Here is a 15217-nt window from a genome sequence, read left to right on the forward strand (position 1 = left end):
GCATTCTCAATAGACTTGGGGCGGCGGCCTTTCGACCACCGCCCGGTATGGACAAGTCACTCGAACTCAGAGTGTCCGGGTCACCATCTCGACGCGGAAGCACTCGATGACGTCGCCGACGCGCATGTCCTCGTAGTTCTGGAAGGCCATGCCGCACTCCTGGCCGCCGGGGACTTCCGAAACTTCGTCCTTGAAGCGCTTCAGCGTCTTCAGCGTGCCTTCGTGGATGACGACGTTGTCGCGGATCAGGCGCACGCCCGCACCACGCTCGACCTTGCCTTCGGTGACACGGCAGCCGGCGATCTTGCCGACCTTGGTGATGTCGAAGATTTCGAGGATCTGCGCATTGCCGATGAAGGTCTCGCGACGTTCCGGCGACAGCAGGCCCGACAGAGCCGCCTTCACGTCATCCACAAGGTTGTAGATGATCGAGTAGTAGCGGATCTCGATGCCGGCCGCCGCAGCAGCGGCACGTGCCTGGACGTTGGCGCGGACGTTGAAGCCGATGATCGCGGCACCCGAAGTCTCGGCCAGCGACACGTCGCTTTCGGTGATGGCGCCGGCGCCGGCATGGACGATGCGTGCACGAACCTCGTCGGTGCCGAGCTTGTCGAGTGCGGCGTTGATCGCCTCGATCGAGCCCTGCACGTCGCCCTTGATGACCAGCGGGAATTCCTTCAGCCCGCTTGTCTGCAATTGCGACATCATCTGCTCGAGCGAACCGCGCTGGCCGGCATGCTTGGCAACCGCCTTCTCGCGCGCCAGACGCTGGCGGTATTCGGTGATCTCGCGGGCACGGGCCTCGTTGTTGACCACGGCGAAGCGATCGCCGGCTTGCGGGGTGCCCTGCAAGCCAAGCACTTCCACCGGCATCGCCGGCGGCGCTTCCTTGATCTGCACGCCACGATCGTTGACCAGCGCACGCACCCGGCCCCATTCATTGCCGGCAACGAGGATGTCGCCCGGCATCAGCGTGCCGGTCTGCACCAGCACGGTGGCAACGGGACCACGGCCCTTGTCGAGCTGGGCCTCGATGACGACGCCTTCGGCGGTACGGTCCGGATTGGCCTTCAGGTCGAGAATTTCGGCCTGCAGCAGGATCGCCTCAAGCAGTTTGTCGAGATTGGTGCCCTTGGTCGCCGACACTTCGACGTCCAGAACTTCACCGCCCATGGATTCGACGAAAACCTCGTGGCGCAGCAGTTCGGAGCGCACCTTCTGCGGATCGGCATCATGTTTGTCGATCTTGTTGATCGCCACGATGATCGGAACGCCGGCCGCCTTGGCATGGCTGATCGATTCGATCGTCTGCGGCATGACGCTGTCATCGGCCGCAACCACCAGGATGGCAATATCGGTCGCCTGGGCGCCACGAGCACGCATCGCCGTGAAGGCGGCGTGGCCGGGCGTGTCGATGAAGGTGATCTTGTGACCATTCTTCTCGACCTGGTAGGCGCCGATATGCTGGGTGATGCCGCCGGCTTCGCCGGAGACGACATTGGCGTTGCGGATCGCGTCGAGCAGCGAGGTCTTGCCATGATCGACGTGACCCATGATCGTCACGACCGGCGGACGCGAAACCAGGTCCTCGGCATTGTCGGCGATGTTGAACAGGCCTTCCTCGATGTCGGACTCGGCGACGCGGCGGACCGTGTGGCCGAATTCGGTGGCGACCAGCTCGGCCGTGTCGGCGTCGATAACGTCGCCCGGCTTCAGGATCTGGCCCTGCTTCATGAAGAACTTGACCAGGTCGACCGCGCGCTCGGACATGCGTTGCGCCAGTTCCTGGATGGTGATGGTCTCTGGCAGGATCACTTCGCGCATGACTTTCTCGCGCGGCTCATTGTGCATCGCGCGCTTGAATTTTTCCTGGCGGCGACGCATCGACGACAGCGAACGGGCTCGCGCATCTTCGTCGGACAATGCCGAATTCAGCGTCAGCTTGCCACGGCGGCGATCTTCCTCGCTCTTGGTCGGCTTGGCCGGACGCGCCACTTCAGGCGTGACCGGACGGCGCACCGGTGCGCCGGCGCCAACCCGCTTCGGCTTGGCCACTTCCTCGTCATCGACTGTTGCCAGTTCGGCAGCCAATGGCGCGCGGCGACGCGCCTCTTCCTCAGCCCGACGGCGGGATTCGGCCTCGGTCTGCAACCGTGCTTCTTCCTCGGCCTGGCGGCGCGCGGATTCATCGCGTTCGCGCTTGCGGCGCTCTTCGTCCTCGGCGCGACGCTTGGCATCCTCGGCGGCTCGCTGGCGGTCCTCGACCTCGCGAACCTTCGAGCCCTCGAGCGCCCTGCGGCGTGCTTCCATTTCACTGCGCGACAGTTCGTTCAGCACCATGCCGCTGCGCTCGACCGGGGCCGGGGGCGGCGGGGGTGGCGGCGCCTTCGGTGCTTCCGGCACGACGACGGGTGCGGCCACGACCGCCGGCTTCGGTGTGAAGACGGGGGCGGCAACAGGCTCCGGCTTGTCGCCGGGCATCGAGAACTTGCGCTTCTTGGTTTCGACGACGACCTGCTTGGTGCGGCCGTGCGAGAAGTTCTGGCGCACAGTGCCCTGTTCCATACCGGGGCGCTTCAGCGTCAAGGTCTTCTTCGGCGTCACACTCAGCGTATTGTCGTCACCCGATTTCGTATCGCTCATTCCATATCCTCTGCGGCATCATCTTCGTCAGCAACAGCCGCAAGCATTGCCAGATCGTCCGGGGAACCGCCCCGATACCGGTCGAGCGCAACCATGCGCTTCTGGACCGCCCTGCCCGCGTCTCCCGCGAGAACGGCAGCATGTATCACATTTGTACCCCCCAATGCCAAGCTCAACTCGGCCTCGGAGAAAAGTTTGTAGGCAAGGATAGCGGGCCCACCGAGATGGACCGTCGCCCGTCGCGCCTGGCTGATCTTGCGCACGCCGTCATCGGACGCCTCGGAAGCATGCAGCACGAAAAGCGCCAATCCGCCGCGCACCGCGCTCTCGACCTTGGTAGCACCAAGCGAAATTGCGCCTGCCTTGCGGGCAAGACCAAGCATGCCCAGAGCGTGCCTGGAAAGCAGCCCGTCGACCATGCCGCCAAGATCGGGCGGCACGACCACCTGTGCCTTGAAGGCGCGGGCAAAGAGGTTCTTCGCCGCAGCCTTGTCGATATGTAGGCGGTCGGCGCTCACCCAGCAACCGCGGCCGGGCAGATTTCTCTTGATGTCGGGAACGACGGCCGAATCCGGGCCGACGACGAACCGGATCAGATCATCCGGTTCGGCTTGTTTGCGCGTAACGATGCAGGTGCGATCGTTCATCTCGTCCAAGGGCGGGTTCGGTGCGATGCGGTTTCACCTCACGCACCAACGGCTTCGTCAGCCGAGACTTCTTCGGCTGCAAGCTCGTCTTCGGTGATCCAGCCGGCCTTGAGGCGGGCGGCCAGAACCATCTGTTCGGCGTCTGCGCGGGTCACGCCATGATTGGCCAGCACGCCCGGATAGACTTTTGTCTCGCCGTCCTTGCGTTCCTTCCAGCCGGTCAGGTCGTCGGCGGCATAGCCGGCGAAATCCTCGATCGTCTTCACGCCATCCTCGCCAAGCGTCACCATCATGGCGGTGGTGACGCCGGGGATTTCGCGCAATTCGTCCGAAACGCCGAGCGCCTTGCGCTTGTCGTCGTGCTCGGCCTCGATCTTCTCCAGATATTCGCGGGCGCGGGTCTGGATTTCCGAAGCGGTGTCCTCGTCGAAACCGTCAATAGAGGCGATCTCGCCGGAATCGACATAAGCGACTTCCTCAACGCTGGTGAAACCTTCGGAGGCCAGCACCTGGCCGACCATCTCGTCGACGTCGAGGGCTTCCATGAACAGCGACGAACGCTCGACGAATTCCTTCTGGCGGCGCTCGGATTCTTCGGCTTCGGTCAGGATGTCGATATCCCAACCGGTCAGCTGCGAAGCCAGACGCACATTCTGGCCGCGGCGACCGATGGCCAGCGACAGCTGGTCGTCGGGAACCACGACTTCGATGCGTTCGGCATCCTCGTCGAGCACGACCTTGGCGACTTCCGCCGGCTGCAGCGCATTGACGATGAAGGACGCCGCAGAAGGCGACCACGGAATGATGTCGATCTTCTCACCCTGCAATTCGCCGACGACGGCCTGGACGCGACTGCCGCGCATGCCGACGCAGGCGCCGACCGGATCGATCGAAGAGTCCCGCGAGATGACGGCGATCTTGGCGCGCGAACCTGGGTCGCGGGCGACCGACTTGATCTCGATGATGCCGTCATAGATTTCCGGCACTTCCATGGTGAACAGCTTGGCCATGAACTGCGGATGGGTGCGCGACAGGAAAATCTGCGGGCCGCGCTGCTCGCGGCGCACATCGTAGACATAGGCGCGGACGCGATCGCCATATTTGTAGTTCTCGCGCGGGATCAGCTCATCGCGACGGATGATCGCTTCGCCGCGGCCGAGATCGACGATGACATTGCCGTATTCGACGCGCTTGACGGTACCGTTGACGATCTCGCCGATGCGGTCCTTGTACTCGTCATACTGGCGGTCGCGTTCGGCCTCGCGGACCTTCTGGACGATGACCTGCTTGGCCGACTGGGCGGCGATGCGGCCGAAATCCATGGGCGGCAGCTGTTCGGCGATGAAGTCGCCGAGCTGGGCGTCGGGATTGCGCTCGCGAGCCGAGGAAATGGCGATCTGCGTGGCATAGTCATCGACCTTCTCGACCACTTCCATCAGCCGCTGCAGCTTCATCTCACCGGTGTTCGGGTTGATGTCGGCGCGGATGTTGGTCTCCTGACCGTAACGCGAGCGCGCCGCCTTCTGGATCGCATCGGCCATGGCGGCGATGACGATCGACTTGTCGATCGACTTTTCACGCGCGACCGCGTCGGCGATCTGCAGCAATTCAAGTCTGTTGGCGCTTACAACCATCGTTTTTCTCCCGAGCTTGTTTGCCGGACTTTTGCGCCCGGCAGCTCAATCATAGTTCCTGTTCGTGTTCTTCCGTGGCGTCCGCTTCCGCACCCGACTCGTCGTCGTCCGGTTCGCCGCGGCGCTTCTTGGCTTCCTTGCGCGCCCTGTTGTCCTTCGACAGGGCATCGCGGATGAGATCGTCGGTCAGGATCAGGCGCACATCGGCAATCGCGTCATAGGGGACGCGCACCGTCGGCTCCTCGCCATAGGCTGCCTTGTCGCGCTCGATCAGCACATCGTCTTCGCCGGCTTCGGCGATCTTGCCCTTGAAGCGCTTGCGGTCGGCGACGACCATCGATGTTTCCATTTTCACCAGATGACCCGTCCAGGTCGTGAAATCCGATTTGCGGACCAGCGGCCGGTCGATGCCGGGCGACGAGACTTCAAGATGATAGGCCTTTTCGATCGGATCATCGACATCGAGCGCCGGCGACACCGCGCGGCTGACCTCTTCGCAATCCTCGACGGTCATGGTGCCGTCCTCGCGTTCGGCCATGATCTGCAGCGTCAGCCCGTTCTGGCCCGACAGATGCACCCGCACGAGGCGGAAGCCGATGCCGCGCAGAACCGGCTGGACGATCAGCGCGATGCGCGCATCGATGCCGCTTTCGCGGATGATGCGATCGTCGCCCTCGCTTGCCGTTGCAGTCATTGAAGCCCTGTCGTTCTCTACCAAGTTATCGGCAGGTAATAAAAAAGAGCGGGACCGGGTGGACCCACTCTTCGTCATACCGACCAAGAATTTGAGGCTGATATAGACGATCGCGGCCTGTGTTTCAAGCCCGCTATGCTGGTCGGGCAACGCTGCCATCGAGGTGGCCCCCGCCAGCGTTGCATGGAGCGCATGGCGCCCATGCGGCGGCCCCCATGGGATTGGCGCTGAAACGCACCTACTTACGCTGCGCTGCACAAAGGTGGCCGTGCGCCACACGTGCGCGAAAGGACATGATCATGAGCAATCGCAAGATATTTTCTGCAATAGGCGACTTCTTCACCGTATTCGGCAGCGCCGTGGCCGCTTCACGGGCCGTGGAAGCCGGTCGCAGGCCGCGCGCCGACGACCTGCGCAACCTCGGCGTCGAGCCTGCCGCCTTCGATCGCATCGGCCGCCGATTCTAGCTTTGACGCAATTCCGGACGGAAAACCGTTTCACACTTTTCCTGGAATTGCTCTAAGACCGCGAGCCTATTTCCGAATGAAGGTAAGATAGGCCGGCCGCCGGCCCTCACGAATGGCCTTGGCCTCGTAACGGGTGCCCGGCCAACCATCATAGGGCCGGTGCCAGTCCGCCGCCTCGCAAGCCTGCCATGCGAACGCGCCATGCGCGCGGCAATGCAGCAAGGTCCAGTTGACATAGGTGTCGATGTCGGAGGCGAAGCGGAATTTTGAACCAGGCTTCAGCACGCGCGCGAACCGCTCGAGATTGACCGGGCTTACGAAACGTCGCTTCCAGTGTTTCTTCTTCGGCCAGGGGTCGGGATAGAGCAGATCGATGCCGCCGAGCGAGGCCTGCGGCAGCCAGTCGAGCAGCCTTGTGGCGTCGTCGTCATAAACCCGCAGATTGGCGAGCGGTTTCTCGCGCACCGCCATCATCATCTTGGCCATGCCGTTGACGAAGGGCTCGACGCCGATAAAGCCGATCGAAGGCGCCTCGGTCGCGCGGTGCAGGAGATGTTCGCCACCGCCGAAGCCAATCTCGAGGCGAACCGCGCTGACATCGGCTTGAAACAAAGTTTGCAGATCGGCCGGCGGCTCGGCCGCCAGGTCGAGCCGATATGCACCGAAGCCGCTTTCCAGCGCGGCCGCCTGTTGCGGACGCATGGTCTTGCCGCGCCGGCGACCGAAAAAGGCTTCGGTCGCGCGGCTTGGTCTGTCCTTCGGATCCATGGCGGGACTTCGCGGCGCCGCTGTCAGGCGGCGACCGCGTCCTTGAGCGCCTTGGCGAGATCGGTCTTTTCCCAGGAGAAAGACCCATCACGGCCGGCCTTGCGGCCGAAATGGCCGTAGGACGACGTCTTGGCGTAGATCGGTTTGTTGAGATCGAGGTGACGGCGGATGCCCGACGGCGACAGATCCATCACCGTGCGCAGCGCGTCCTCGAGCTTTGCCTCGTCGACCTTGCCGGTACCATGCAAGTCGACATAGACCGACAGCGGCTGGGCGACGCCGATGGCGTAGGAAAGCTGGATGGTGCAGCGGTCGGCGAGTTTCGCCGCCACCACGTTCTTGGCCAGGTAGCGCGCCGCATAGGCTGCCGAACGATCCACCTTGGTGGTGTCCTTGCCGGAGAAGGCGCCGCCGCCATGGGGTGCGGCACCACCGTAGGTGTCGACGATGATCTTGCGGCCGGTCAGGCCGGCGTCGCCGTCCGGCCCGCCGATGACGAACTTGCCGGTCGGATTGATGTACCACATGCAATCGTCGGCGATCTTGAGGTCGCCCAGCGCCTCGCGGATATAGGGTTCGACGACCTTGCGGACCTTCTTCGAATCCCAGCTCGCATCGAGATGCTGCGTGGACAGCACGATCTGCGTCGCCTCGGCGGCCTTGCCATCGACATAGCGAACGGTGACCTGGCTCTTGGCATCCGGCCCGAGCCTGCCGGCTTCACCGCTGCCTTCGTGACGGGCAGCAGCCAGCAGTTCGAGGATCTTGTGGCTGTAGTAGATCGGCGCCGGCATCAAATCCGGCGTCTCGCGGCAGGCATAACCGAACATGATGCCCTGGTCGCCGGCACCCTCTTCGCCCTGACGGTCGGCAGCGTTGTCGACGCCCTGGCCGATGTCAGGCGACTGGCCGTGCAGCAGAACCTCGATCTTCGCCGTTTTCCAGTGGAAGCCGGCCTGCTCGTAGCCGATTTCGCGGATCGCCTTGCGGGCGACCGATTTGAACTTGGCCGGATTGACGACCGGATGGCCGGCGGCATCCTTGAGGATGTTGCCTGCCTTGTCCTTCTTCAGCAGCGTTTCCGGGACGCGCACTTCGCCGGCGATGACGACACGGTTGGTGGTGGCCAGCGTCTCGCAGGCGACACGGACTTTCCACGGGTCCATGCCGGTCTTCTTGGCTTCGCGATAGACCAGATCGACGATCTCGTCGGAAATCCGGTCACAGACTTTGTCAGGATGGCCCTCGGCAACGGATTCCGAGGTAAAGAAGTAGTTCTGCCGCGTCACGGGTGTCCCCTCTTGAAAAACGATCGGCAGGCTGCCGATTTTGGCGCGCCACGTGTTAGCGGGGCGAAGCGCCGCTCGTCAAGCGGTGCTTCGGCTCTGGCATGAATGTCGATGCCGTTATCTTGTGCCACCGGCGGCGGGGCGCCGCCGGTCCTGGCGTGATTGAGGATCAGTCGGGATCGTCGGCGGAGAGGGACTTGACCAGGTCTATGATCCTGCGGCGCACCTTGGCGTCGGCGATCTTGACAAAGGCCCGGTTGAGCTGAAGGCCTTCAGGGCTGCCGCAGAATTCGACGGCGAAGGCCATCGAGGCGTCCTCGGCAAATCCACGGCCCGCCACAGGCTCCTGGCCGGGCGCATCCTCAAAAAAGAAAGCGACAGGCACGCCGAGTATGGACGCGATCGCCTGCAGACGGCTGGCGCCGACGCGGTTGGTGCCCTTTTCATATTTCTGAATCTGTTGAAATGTGATGCCGAGGTTTTCTCCCAGCTTTTCCTGGCTCATTCCAAGCATGTTGCGGCGAAGCCGAATGCGACTGCCAACATGGATGTCGATCGGATTCGGTTTCTTCTTGTTATCTTCTGTCATTTTTTCCTCGCCGAATTTTTTCGGCTTTCTCTATTTTTTTCCTGCCCAAACAAAGCCGGAGGCAACTGCCCCAACAGAACGATCCACCGGCTTCGAGAAATTTTCAGGCACTTACAGTATGAGTTTCTAATGTGTTGGCTGTCAATTCACCCGTAGCCTTTGCCTTACGTTCAACAGCGCTGCCCCAACGGCAAACAGCAACATGATCAGCATTCCGTTAATGCGCCGTTGGCCGGGAGATATGAGCGCCTGTCCGGAAGTCGGTATGTGGGCATCGATGGCGCCGCGCGCGTCGATAGCAAGCGCATCGACGATGCGCCCGCGCGGATCGACGACGGCCGAGATGCCGTTGTTGGCGGCACGCACCAATGGCAATCCATTTTCCACCGCACGGATCTGGGCCTGCCTGAAATGCTGATACGGACCCGGCGTGTCGCCGAACCACGCATCATTGGTAACGTTCACAATAAGCTGCGCTGACGCAGCGTCAACTGCCACAAGATCGGGAAAGATCACCTCATAACAGATAAATGGCAGCGCACGGATGCCGTCGGGCAGCGTAATGGCGTGCCGCTCATTGCCGGCCGCGAAACTCATCGGCCCGGCAACCAGTTGCTCGATGCCGAAACGCTGGAGCAGATCGGCGAAAGGCAGGTATTCGCCGAACGGCACCAGGTGAACCTTGTCGACGGCGTCGGTGATTTCACCCTTGTCGTCGATCGCCACCACGGAGTTGTAGTAGCGGCTGTCGGCATTTGCGGCCGAGCCGCCTTCCTCGCGGACGACGCCGGCAATCAGCATCTGGCCGGGTCCGAGCATATCCCCCAGCGCCGTCAATGCGTCCGGACGCTCGGTGAAGAGGAACGGCACCGAGGTTTCGGGCCACAGGATCAGTTGCGGCTTTTGATGGCCTGGATCCGGCGCCTTGCCCGAGAGCCCCATCAGGACCGCGAAGATGCGGTCGCGCACCGAGGCATCCCATTTTTCCGACAGGTCCACGGCCGGCTGGACAATGCGGACATCCAGGCTGCGTGAAGCTGGCGATTCGGGAGCGGCAAGCCTGATATAGCCGAAGCCGACATGGGCAGCGACGAGCACGACAAACAGTGCCGCGCCGAGGCGCAGGTGCCGACGTGCCGCCAGCAGTGCCGGCAGTGCGAAGACGAACACCGCGAGCGCGTTCATGCCGATCATGCCCGTCACCGAGACGCTCTGCATCAGCAGCGGCACGGGCATGGCCGCGTAGCCGACGGCATTCCAGGGAAAACCGGTGAACAGGAAATCGCGCAGCCATTCCGCCAGGCCGAAGCCGAAGGCAAGGGCGGCGATGCGGCCAATGTCGTTGCTCCACAGCAGCCGGGCAACGATTGCCGCAAAGCCATAGAAAAAGGCGAGCATGAAAGGAATGCCGACCACCGCGAAGGGAAGCGCCCAGGCAAAGCTGTCGGCCTCGACCAGCAGCGCCGAGCCGATCCACCAGAGGCCGGCGAGGAAATAGCCGAAACCGAACCACCAACCGACGGCGAAAGCCGGCCGCAGACGCCGGAACAGACTGCCTGAAGCTTCGCCGGTGGCGCCGTCGAGCAGCCAGACCAGCAGCGGGAACGAGACGAAACAGGCGGCGAAGAAGTCGTAAGGCGCCTGCCCAAGCACCGCGAGGGCGCCGGCGAGAAACGCCACGAGCGCACGCCGCCAACCCCAAAGCAGAATTATCCGGCCGGTGAGGCGCTCCATGCATACTTCCGAGTCGCGAATCAGGACACAAGATTTAACAGGCTGCGCTCCGCGCTCCAAACGGCGGATGGGCTGGCTGAGATGCACAGCTCCGGCCCTGCCTACCGGTGCCAACCCTCGATTTGAACGCCCCCCAGCCGCTCGGCCTCCTCGCGCGGAACCGAACGGATGGTCTGCGTGAACGTCCAGACATGGCCCTCGGGGTCGCGTGCACGATACTGGCGCTCACCGTAGAACTGATCCGCCGGCTTCTGGATTATATCAGCGTCGAGGGCTCGCGCTTGCTCGCAATGCGCATCCAGGCCACCCTTCAGCCTGACATAGATCGACTGCGTGTTCTTGCCCGAGATCGAAGCCGGGCTGGCGACGTAATCGCTCCATTCGGAATCGACGATGATGTAGCTGTCGCCGAACCGCATCTCTGCATGGATGAGCTTTCCCTCGGCATCGCTGACCACCATGCTGCGCTCGAAGCCGAAAGCCGCCTCGAGCCAGTCCAGCGCGGCATGCGGATCCTTGTAGAAAACACCAGAGCCCAGACTTGGATGCTTGAACGGGTCGTCGATAGTCATCGTGCGAGCGAAACGCTCACGCCTGTTCGGTGCGCGCCGTGGCACGCCGGCGACGCTCACCCTTCTGGCTCTGCACGATGCGCACGCGCTTGACGCGGCGCGGATCAGCGTCGAGGACGTGAAATTCAAAACCGGGTATGGCCTGTACCACCTCGCCGCGGGCCGGAACACGGCCAAGCGTGTTGAAAATCATGCCGCCGATGGTGTCGACATATTCGCCATGTTCACCGGCGGCGAAATCCCCGCCGATCATCTTGGCGACGTCGTCGATCTCGGCCTTGCCATCGACGATGAACACGCCGTCGCCGCTCTGGGTGATCATCGGCTCGTCGTCGTCATGCTCGTCCTCGATGTCGCCGACCACCATCTCGACGATGTCTTCCAGCGAGGCAAGGCCGTCGGTGCCGCCATATTCATCGATGACCAGCGCCATTTGCGTGCGCGTCGTCTGCATGCGAGCCATCAGGTCGGAGGCGAGCATCGACGGCGGCACGAACAGCACCGGGCGGATCAGATTGAGGTCGCCAATGGTGCGTGCGAGATCGACCTGGGCGAGATCGAGAACCGTGGCGACGGGTGTTTTCCTGGTCGAGCGGCCCTTCTTGACGCGCGCGATCTTGGTGATGTGGGCCAGCACATCACGGATATGGACCATGCCGCGCGGATCATCGAGGGTCTCTGAATAGACCGGCATGCGGGAATGGCCGGATTGCTCAAAGGTGCCCAGCAGATCGCCGAGCGTCGTCGTGATTTCGACCCCTTGAATGTCGGCGCGCGGCACCATGACGTCCTCGACGCGCACTTCGCGCAGCCGCAGGATGTTGTTGAGCATGGCGCGTTCGCCGGGCGAGAAGGCGCCGGCATCGCTCGTTGTCTCGGCAAGCGCGCCGGCGATTTCCTCCCGCAGGCTGGTTCCGTTGCGTTGCCTGAACAGGCCAAGAACGCGGTCGAACAGGGAGGGACCGGCAGGCGATGTCTCGCTGGCAGCGCTGCCGATGCTGGCAGCACCAGAGGTGCCGGCAGCAGCAGAGGTACTGCTAGCACCAGAGGCAACGGTACTCGGACTTGATCCCTCTTCCGACGTATCGGAAGCCTTGGTTGCACTGCCGGCGTCGGGGCGGGCGGCAGTCTCTGGTTTGTCGTTCATCGTCGTCCGGTCAATTGGTCAGATGTAGTTACGCGTAGGGGTCGGGAATGGCAAGCCTTGCAAGCGCCGCGCGTTCGACGGCTTCCATCGCCTCGGCCTCGGCCTCGGTCTCGTGATCGTAGCCCAGCAGATGCAGCAGGCCGTGGATGACGAGATGGGTGATATGGTTCTCGACAGGCTTGTCTTCCAGTACCGCTTCATGGGCGACCGTTTCGGCGGCCAGCACGATGTCGCCCAGCATCGGCGGCAACGGACCGCCCTGCGCAAACGGAAAAGCCGGGAAAGACAAGACGTTGGTCGGTTTGTCCTTGCCGCGCCAGCCGGCGTTGAGAACCTGGATATGGGCGTCGTCGGAAAAAACGAGACTGAGTTCGGAACGGCCCGCCACGCCGATTTCGGCAAAAGCCGCCTTAACGGCCCGATCGACCAGCCGCGTCAGGCTTGCCTCGTCGGGCCAGTTGCCCGCCTCAACCGCTATGTCGATGTCGACGGGAATATTCCCGTCGCCGGATATTATGTCCTCAGGCATGAAGCCGCATCGCCAACATCAATTCTCGGCGCCGAGGCCACGCGCCAGCTTGGCGTCCCGGTCGTAGGCCCTGACGATTTCCGCCACCAGCGGATGGCGGACCACGTCGCCGTCGTTGAAGCGCACGGTGACCGCGCCCGCCACGCCGTCCAGCACCCGCAAGGCTTCGACCAGGCCCGATTTGGTGTTCGAGGGAAGGTCGATCTGGGTCGGATCGCCGGTGACGATCATGCGCGAGTTTTCGCCCAGACGCGTCAGGAACATCTTCATCTGCATCGGCGTGGTGTTCTGCGCCTCGTCGAGGATGACGGCGGCATGCGCCAGCGTGCGGCCGCGCATGAAGGCAAGCGGCGCGATTTCGATCACTTCGGCGGCAATGGCGCGCTCGACCTTGTCGGCCGGCATCATGTCGTAGAGCGCGTCATAGAGCGGCCGCAGATAGGGATCGACCTTCTCCTTCATGTCGCCGGGCAGGAAGCCCAGCCGCTCGCCGGCCTCGACCGCCGGCCGCGAGAGAATGATGCGCTCGACCATACCGCGCTCGAGCAGCATCGCCGCGTGCGCCACCGCCAGGTAGGTCTTGCCGGTGCCGGCCGGGCCGATGCCGAACACCAGTTCCGACCGTTCCAGCGCCCGCATGTAGGCGTCCTGGTTGAGCGAACGGGCATAGATCGTCTTCTTGCGGGTGGCGATCTGGGCGGCGGAGACCTTGCCCTTGCGTTCCAGCGTTGGCAGGGTCAACTGATCGTCGGCGGCAATCGCCATGCGCACGGCGCCGTCAACGTCGGACTGGCCGATATCGACGCCTTTCTGGAGAATGCCGTAAAGATTGTCCAGGGCGCGGCGCGCCTGCTCGGCGGCAGAAGCGGACCCTTTGATGGTCAGCTGGTTGCCGCGTGAGCGGATGTCGACGCCAAGCTTCTGCTCGAGCCGGGCGAGGTTTTCGTCGAACTGACCATAGAGGGCGCTGGCAAGCTTGTTGTTGTCGAAAGTCAGAACGATGTGCGCCATGTCAGAAGCCCCAGATGCCGGTACCGGGGGCAGGTTCTTCAGCTCTGCTGCGCTCAACCGTCTCTCCTCATCTGCCGAGACCCTCAGGCCAATTCGGCGAACAGGCTGTTGTAGCCCGTCTTCGTGATTCGCACCTGGATAATGTCACCGATTTCGCCGGCCTTTTCATCAACAATAACCGGCTGCAGCCAAGGTGAGCGGCCTACCTTCTGGCCGGCCTGACGGCCGGGCTTCTCGATCAGCGTGTCGATGGTGCTGCCGACGAGGCTCAAGCCGAAGTCCTGCTGCTGCTTCACAAGCAGAGCCTGCAGCCGCTGCAGGCGCTCGTCCTTGACCGTTTCCGGCACATGATCGGCCATTTCGGCGCCTGGCGTGCCGGGGCGCGGCGAATATTTGAAGGAGAAGGCCGAGGCGTAATTCACCTGACGCACCAGCTCCATGGTCGCCTCGAAATCCGCTTCTGTCTCGCCGGGGAAGCCGACGATGAAGTCGCCGGAAAGCGCGATGTCAGGCCGGGCAGTGCGGATACGGTCGAGCAGCGCCAGATAATCCCTCGCCGTGTGCCGGCGATTCATCGCCTTGAGGATGCGGTCGGAGCCTGATTGCACCGGCAGATGCAGATAGGGCATCAACGACGGCAGATCGCGATGGGCCGCTATCAGCTCGTCATCCATGTCGCGCGGGTGGCTGGTGGTATAGCGCAGACGCGCCAGCCCGGGGATTTCGGCCAGCCTGAACAGCAGGCGGCCAAGGCCCCACTCGTGGCCGTTCTCGCCCTGGCCATGCCAGGCATTGACGTTCTGGCCAAGCAGCGTCACTTCGCGCACCCCGGCTTCAGCCAGGCGCTCAGCCTCCGCGACAATCTGCGCCACCGGCCGGGAAACTTCGGAGCCTCTGGTATAGGGCACGACGCAGAAGGTGCAGAACTTGTCGCAGCCTTCCTGCACGGTGAGGAAGGCGGTGACGCCGCGCTTGATGACCTCGGCGCGCTTGGGCTGCGGCAGATGCTCGAACTTGTCCTCGATGGCGTAGTCGGTCTCGACGATCTTTTCGCCGCCGCGCACCCGCGCCAGCACGTCGGGGAGCCGGTGATAAGTCTGCGGGCCGATGACCAGGTCGACGGCCGGCGAACGGCGGATGATCTCGGCGCCTTCGGCCTGCGCCACGCAGCCGGCGACGCCGACCAGCATCTCGCGGCCGGCCAGGGCACGCTCGGCTTTCATGTCGCGGATACGGCCGAGCTCGGAATAGACCTTTTCGGCCGCCTTCTCCCTGATATGACAGGTGTTCAGCAGCACCAGGTCCGCCTCGCCAATGGCATCGGTCGCGGAATAGCCGTCGGCAGCCAGCGCATCGGCCATACGCTGCGAATCATAGACATTCATCTGGCAGCCATAGGTCTTGATGAAGACTTTTCTCGCTGCCGTGGAAAGCACTGCCGGCTGTCCAGCCAAAGTGCCGATGTCGTCGCTTTCTATCGTGTTCAAGTCCAT

Annotated in this window: 14 protein-coding genes; 1 reads left to right on the forward strand and 13 read right to left on the reverse strand. The window is 63.2% G+C overall.

The genetic code is table 11. The features are described from left to right. Positions 1 to 66: 66 nt before the first annotated feature. Genes infB through rimP form a run of 4 tightly spaced genes read right to left on the reverse strand, consistent with a single transcriptional unit; the run spans position 67 to position 5618 of the window. Positions 67 to 2643, reverse strand: a complete 2577-nt coding sequence (infB, locus tag M729_RS0112685; protein ID WP_013527894.1) for a translation initiation factor IF-2 — start codon at positions 2641 to 2643, stop codon at positions 67 to 69. Next, positions 2640 to 3290: an RNA-binding protein gene (locus M729_RS0112690; RefSeq protein ID WP_024503463.1), complete on the reverse strand. Its 651-nt coding sequence runs from the start codon at positions 3288 to 3290 to the stop codon at positions 2640 to 2642. The genes infB and M729_RS0112690 overlap by 4 nt, the downstream gene beginning before the upstream one ends. Positions 3291 to 3328: 38 nt before the next feature. After that, positions 3329 to 4924: a transcription termination factor NusA gene (nusA, locus tag M729_RS0112695; RefSeq protein ID WP_013527896.1), complete on the reverse strand. Its 1596-nt coding sequence runs from the start codon at positions 4922 to 4924 to the stop codon at positions 3329 to 3331. A 49-nt stretch (positions 4925 to 4973) separates the two neighbouring features. Then, entirely contained in the window at positions 4974 to 5618 is a 645-nt protein-coding gene (rimP, locus tag M729_RS0112700; protein WP_027161761.1) for a ribosome maturation factor RimP, read from the reverse strand. A 299-nt stretch (positions 5619 to 5917) separates the two neighbouring features. Here rimP and M729_RS1000000137100 point away from each other — a divergent pair, with 299 nt between their 5' ends. Beyond that, positions 5918 to 6085 (forward strand): hypothetical protein, encoded by a 168-nt coding sequence (locus M729_RS1000000137100; RefSeq protein ID WP_013527898.1) that lies wholly within the window; start codon positions 5918 to 5920, stop codon positions 6083 to 6085. A gap of 66 nt (positions 6086 to 6151) precedes the next feature. Here the strand turns inward: M729_RS1000000137100 and M729_RS0112710 are convergent, their stop codons facing one another. The 9 genes from M729_RS0112710 to miaB form a co-directional block, all read right to left on the reverse strand. Continuing rightward, on the reverse strand, positions 6152 to 6853 hold the full coding sequence (locus tag M729_RS0112710; protein ID WP_027161762.1) for a tRNA (guanosine(46)-N(7))-methyltransferase TrmB: 702 nt from the start codon (positions 6851 to 6853) through the stop codon (positions 6152 to 6154). Positions 6854 to 6876: 23 nt separating this feature from the next. After that, entirely contained in the window at positions 6877 to 8142 is a 1266-nt protein-coding gene (gene metK, locus M729_RS0112715; RefSeq protein ID WP_024503461.1) for a methionine adenosyltransferase, read from the reverse strand. A 169-nt stretch (positions 8143 to 8311) separates the two neighbouring features. Beyond that, a complete protein-coding gene (locus tag M729_RS0112720; RefSeq protein WP_013527901.1) occupies positions 8312 to 8731 on the reverse strand; it encodes a helix-turn-helix domain-containing protein in 420 nt (139 codons plus the stop codon). 141 nt (positions 8732 to 8872) lie between these two features. Continuing rightward, positions 8873 to 10465: an apolipoprotein N-acyltransferase gene (gene lnt, locus M729_RS0112725; RefSeq protein WP_027161763.1), complete on the reverse strand. Its 1593-nt coding sequence runs from the start codon at positions 10463 to 10465 to the stop codon at positions 8873 to 8875. Positions 10466 to 10566: 101 nt separating this feature from the next. Continuing rightward, positions 10567 to 11037 carry a VOC family protein gene (locus tag M729_RS0112730; protein ID WP_032808360.1) on the reverse strand — a complete coding sequence of 157 codons (471 nt, stop codon included), beginning with the start codon at positions 11035 to 11037 and terminating at the stop codon, positions 10567 to 10569. A gap of 16 nt (positions 11038 to 11053) precedes the next feature. Beyond that, complete coding sequence (locus M729_RS0112735; RefSeq protein ID WP_027161765.1) at positions 11054 to 12184, reverse strand: hemolysin family protein; 1131 nt, start codon at positions 12182 to 12184, stop codon at positions 11054 to 11056. Between the two features lie 28 nt (positions 12185 to 12212). Continuing rightward, positions 12213 to 12713 (reverse strand): rRNA maturation RNase YbeY, encoded by a 501-nt coding sequence (gene ybeY, locus M729_RS0112740; RefSeq protein WP_032808361.1) that lies wholly within the window; start codon positions 12711 to 12713, stop codon positions 12213 to 12215. 18 nt (positions 12714 to 12731) lie between these two features. After that, on the reverse strand, positions 12732 to 13724 hold the full coding sequence (locus M729_RS0112745) for a PhoH family protein (protein ID WP_023758127.1): 993 nt from the start codon (positions 13722 to 13724) through the stop codon (positions 12732 to 12734). Positions 13725 to 13807: 83 nt separating this feature from the next. Beyond that, entirely contained in the window at positions 13808 to 15217 is a 1410-nt protein-coding gene (gene miaB, locus M729_RS0112750) for a tRNA (N6-isopentenyl adenosine(37)-C2)-methylthiotransferase MiaB (protein ID WP_027161767.1), read from the reverse strand.

This window comes from Mesorhizobium sp. WSM1293, assembly GCF_000513875.1.
GTDB classification, from domain to species: Bacteria; Pseudomonadota; Alphaproteobacteria; order Rhizobiales; family Rhizobiaceae; genus Mesorhizobium; species Mesorhizobium ciceri.

Excerpts from the sequence above, each read along its gene's own strand:
- infB (WP_013527894.1), bottom strand. The coding sequence starts at position 2,643 with ATGAGCGATACGAAATCGGGTGACGACAATACGCTGAGTGTGACGCCG.
- M729_RS0112690 (WP_024503463.1), bottom strand. The coding sequence starts at position 3,290 with ATGAACGATCGCACCTGCATCGTTACGCGCAAACAAGCCGAACCGGAT.
- nusA (WP_013527896.1), bottom strand. The coding sequence starts at position 4,924 with ATGGTTGTAAGCGCCAACAGACTTGAATTGCTGCAGATCGCCGACGCG.
- rimP (WP_027161761.1), bottom strand. The coding sequence starts at position 5,618 with ATGACTGCAACGGCAAGCGAGGGCGACGATCGCATCATCCGCGAAAGC.
- M729_RS1000000137100 (WP_013527898.1), top strand. The coding sequence starts at position 5,918 with ATGAGCAATCGCAAGATATTTTCTGCAATAGGCGACTTCTTCACCGTA.
- M729_RS0112710 (WP_027161762.1), bottom strand. The coding sequence starts at position 6,853 with ATGGATCCGAAGGACAGACCAAGCCGCGCGACCGAAGCCTTTTTCGGT.
- M729_RS0112720 (WP_013527901.1), bottom strand. The coding sequence starts at position 8,731 with ATGACAGAAGATAACAAGAAGAAACCGAATCCGATCGACATCCATGTT.
- lnt (WP_027161763.1), bottom strand. The coding sequence starts at position 10,465 with ATGGAGCGCCTCACCGGCCGGATAATTCTGCTTTGGGGTTGGCGGCGT.
- M729_RS0112730 (WP_032808360.1), bottom strand. The coding sequence starts at position 11,037 with ATGACTATCGACGACCCGTTCAAGCATCCAAGTCTGGGCTCTGGTGTT.
- M729_RS0112735 (WP_027161765.1), bottom strand. The coding sequence starts at position 12,184 with ATGAACGACAAACCAGAGACTGCCGCCCGCCCCGACGCCGGCAGTGCA.
- ybeY (WP_032808361.1), bottom strand. The coding sequence starts at position 12,713 with ATGCCTGAGGACATAATATCCGGCGACGGGAATATTCCCGTCGACATC.
- M729_RS0112745 (WP_023758127.1), bottom strand. The coding sequence starts at position 13,724 with ATGGCGCACATCGTTCTGACTTTCGACAACAACAAGCTTGCCAGCGCC.
- miaB (WP_027161767.1), bottom strand. The coding sequence starts at position 15,217 with ATGGACTTGAACACGATAGAAAGCGACGACATCGGCACTTTGGCTGGA.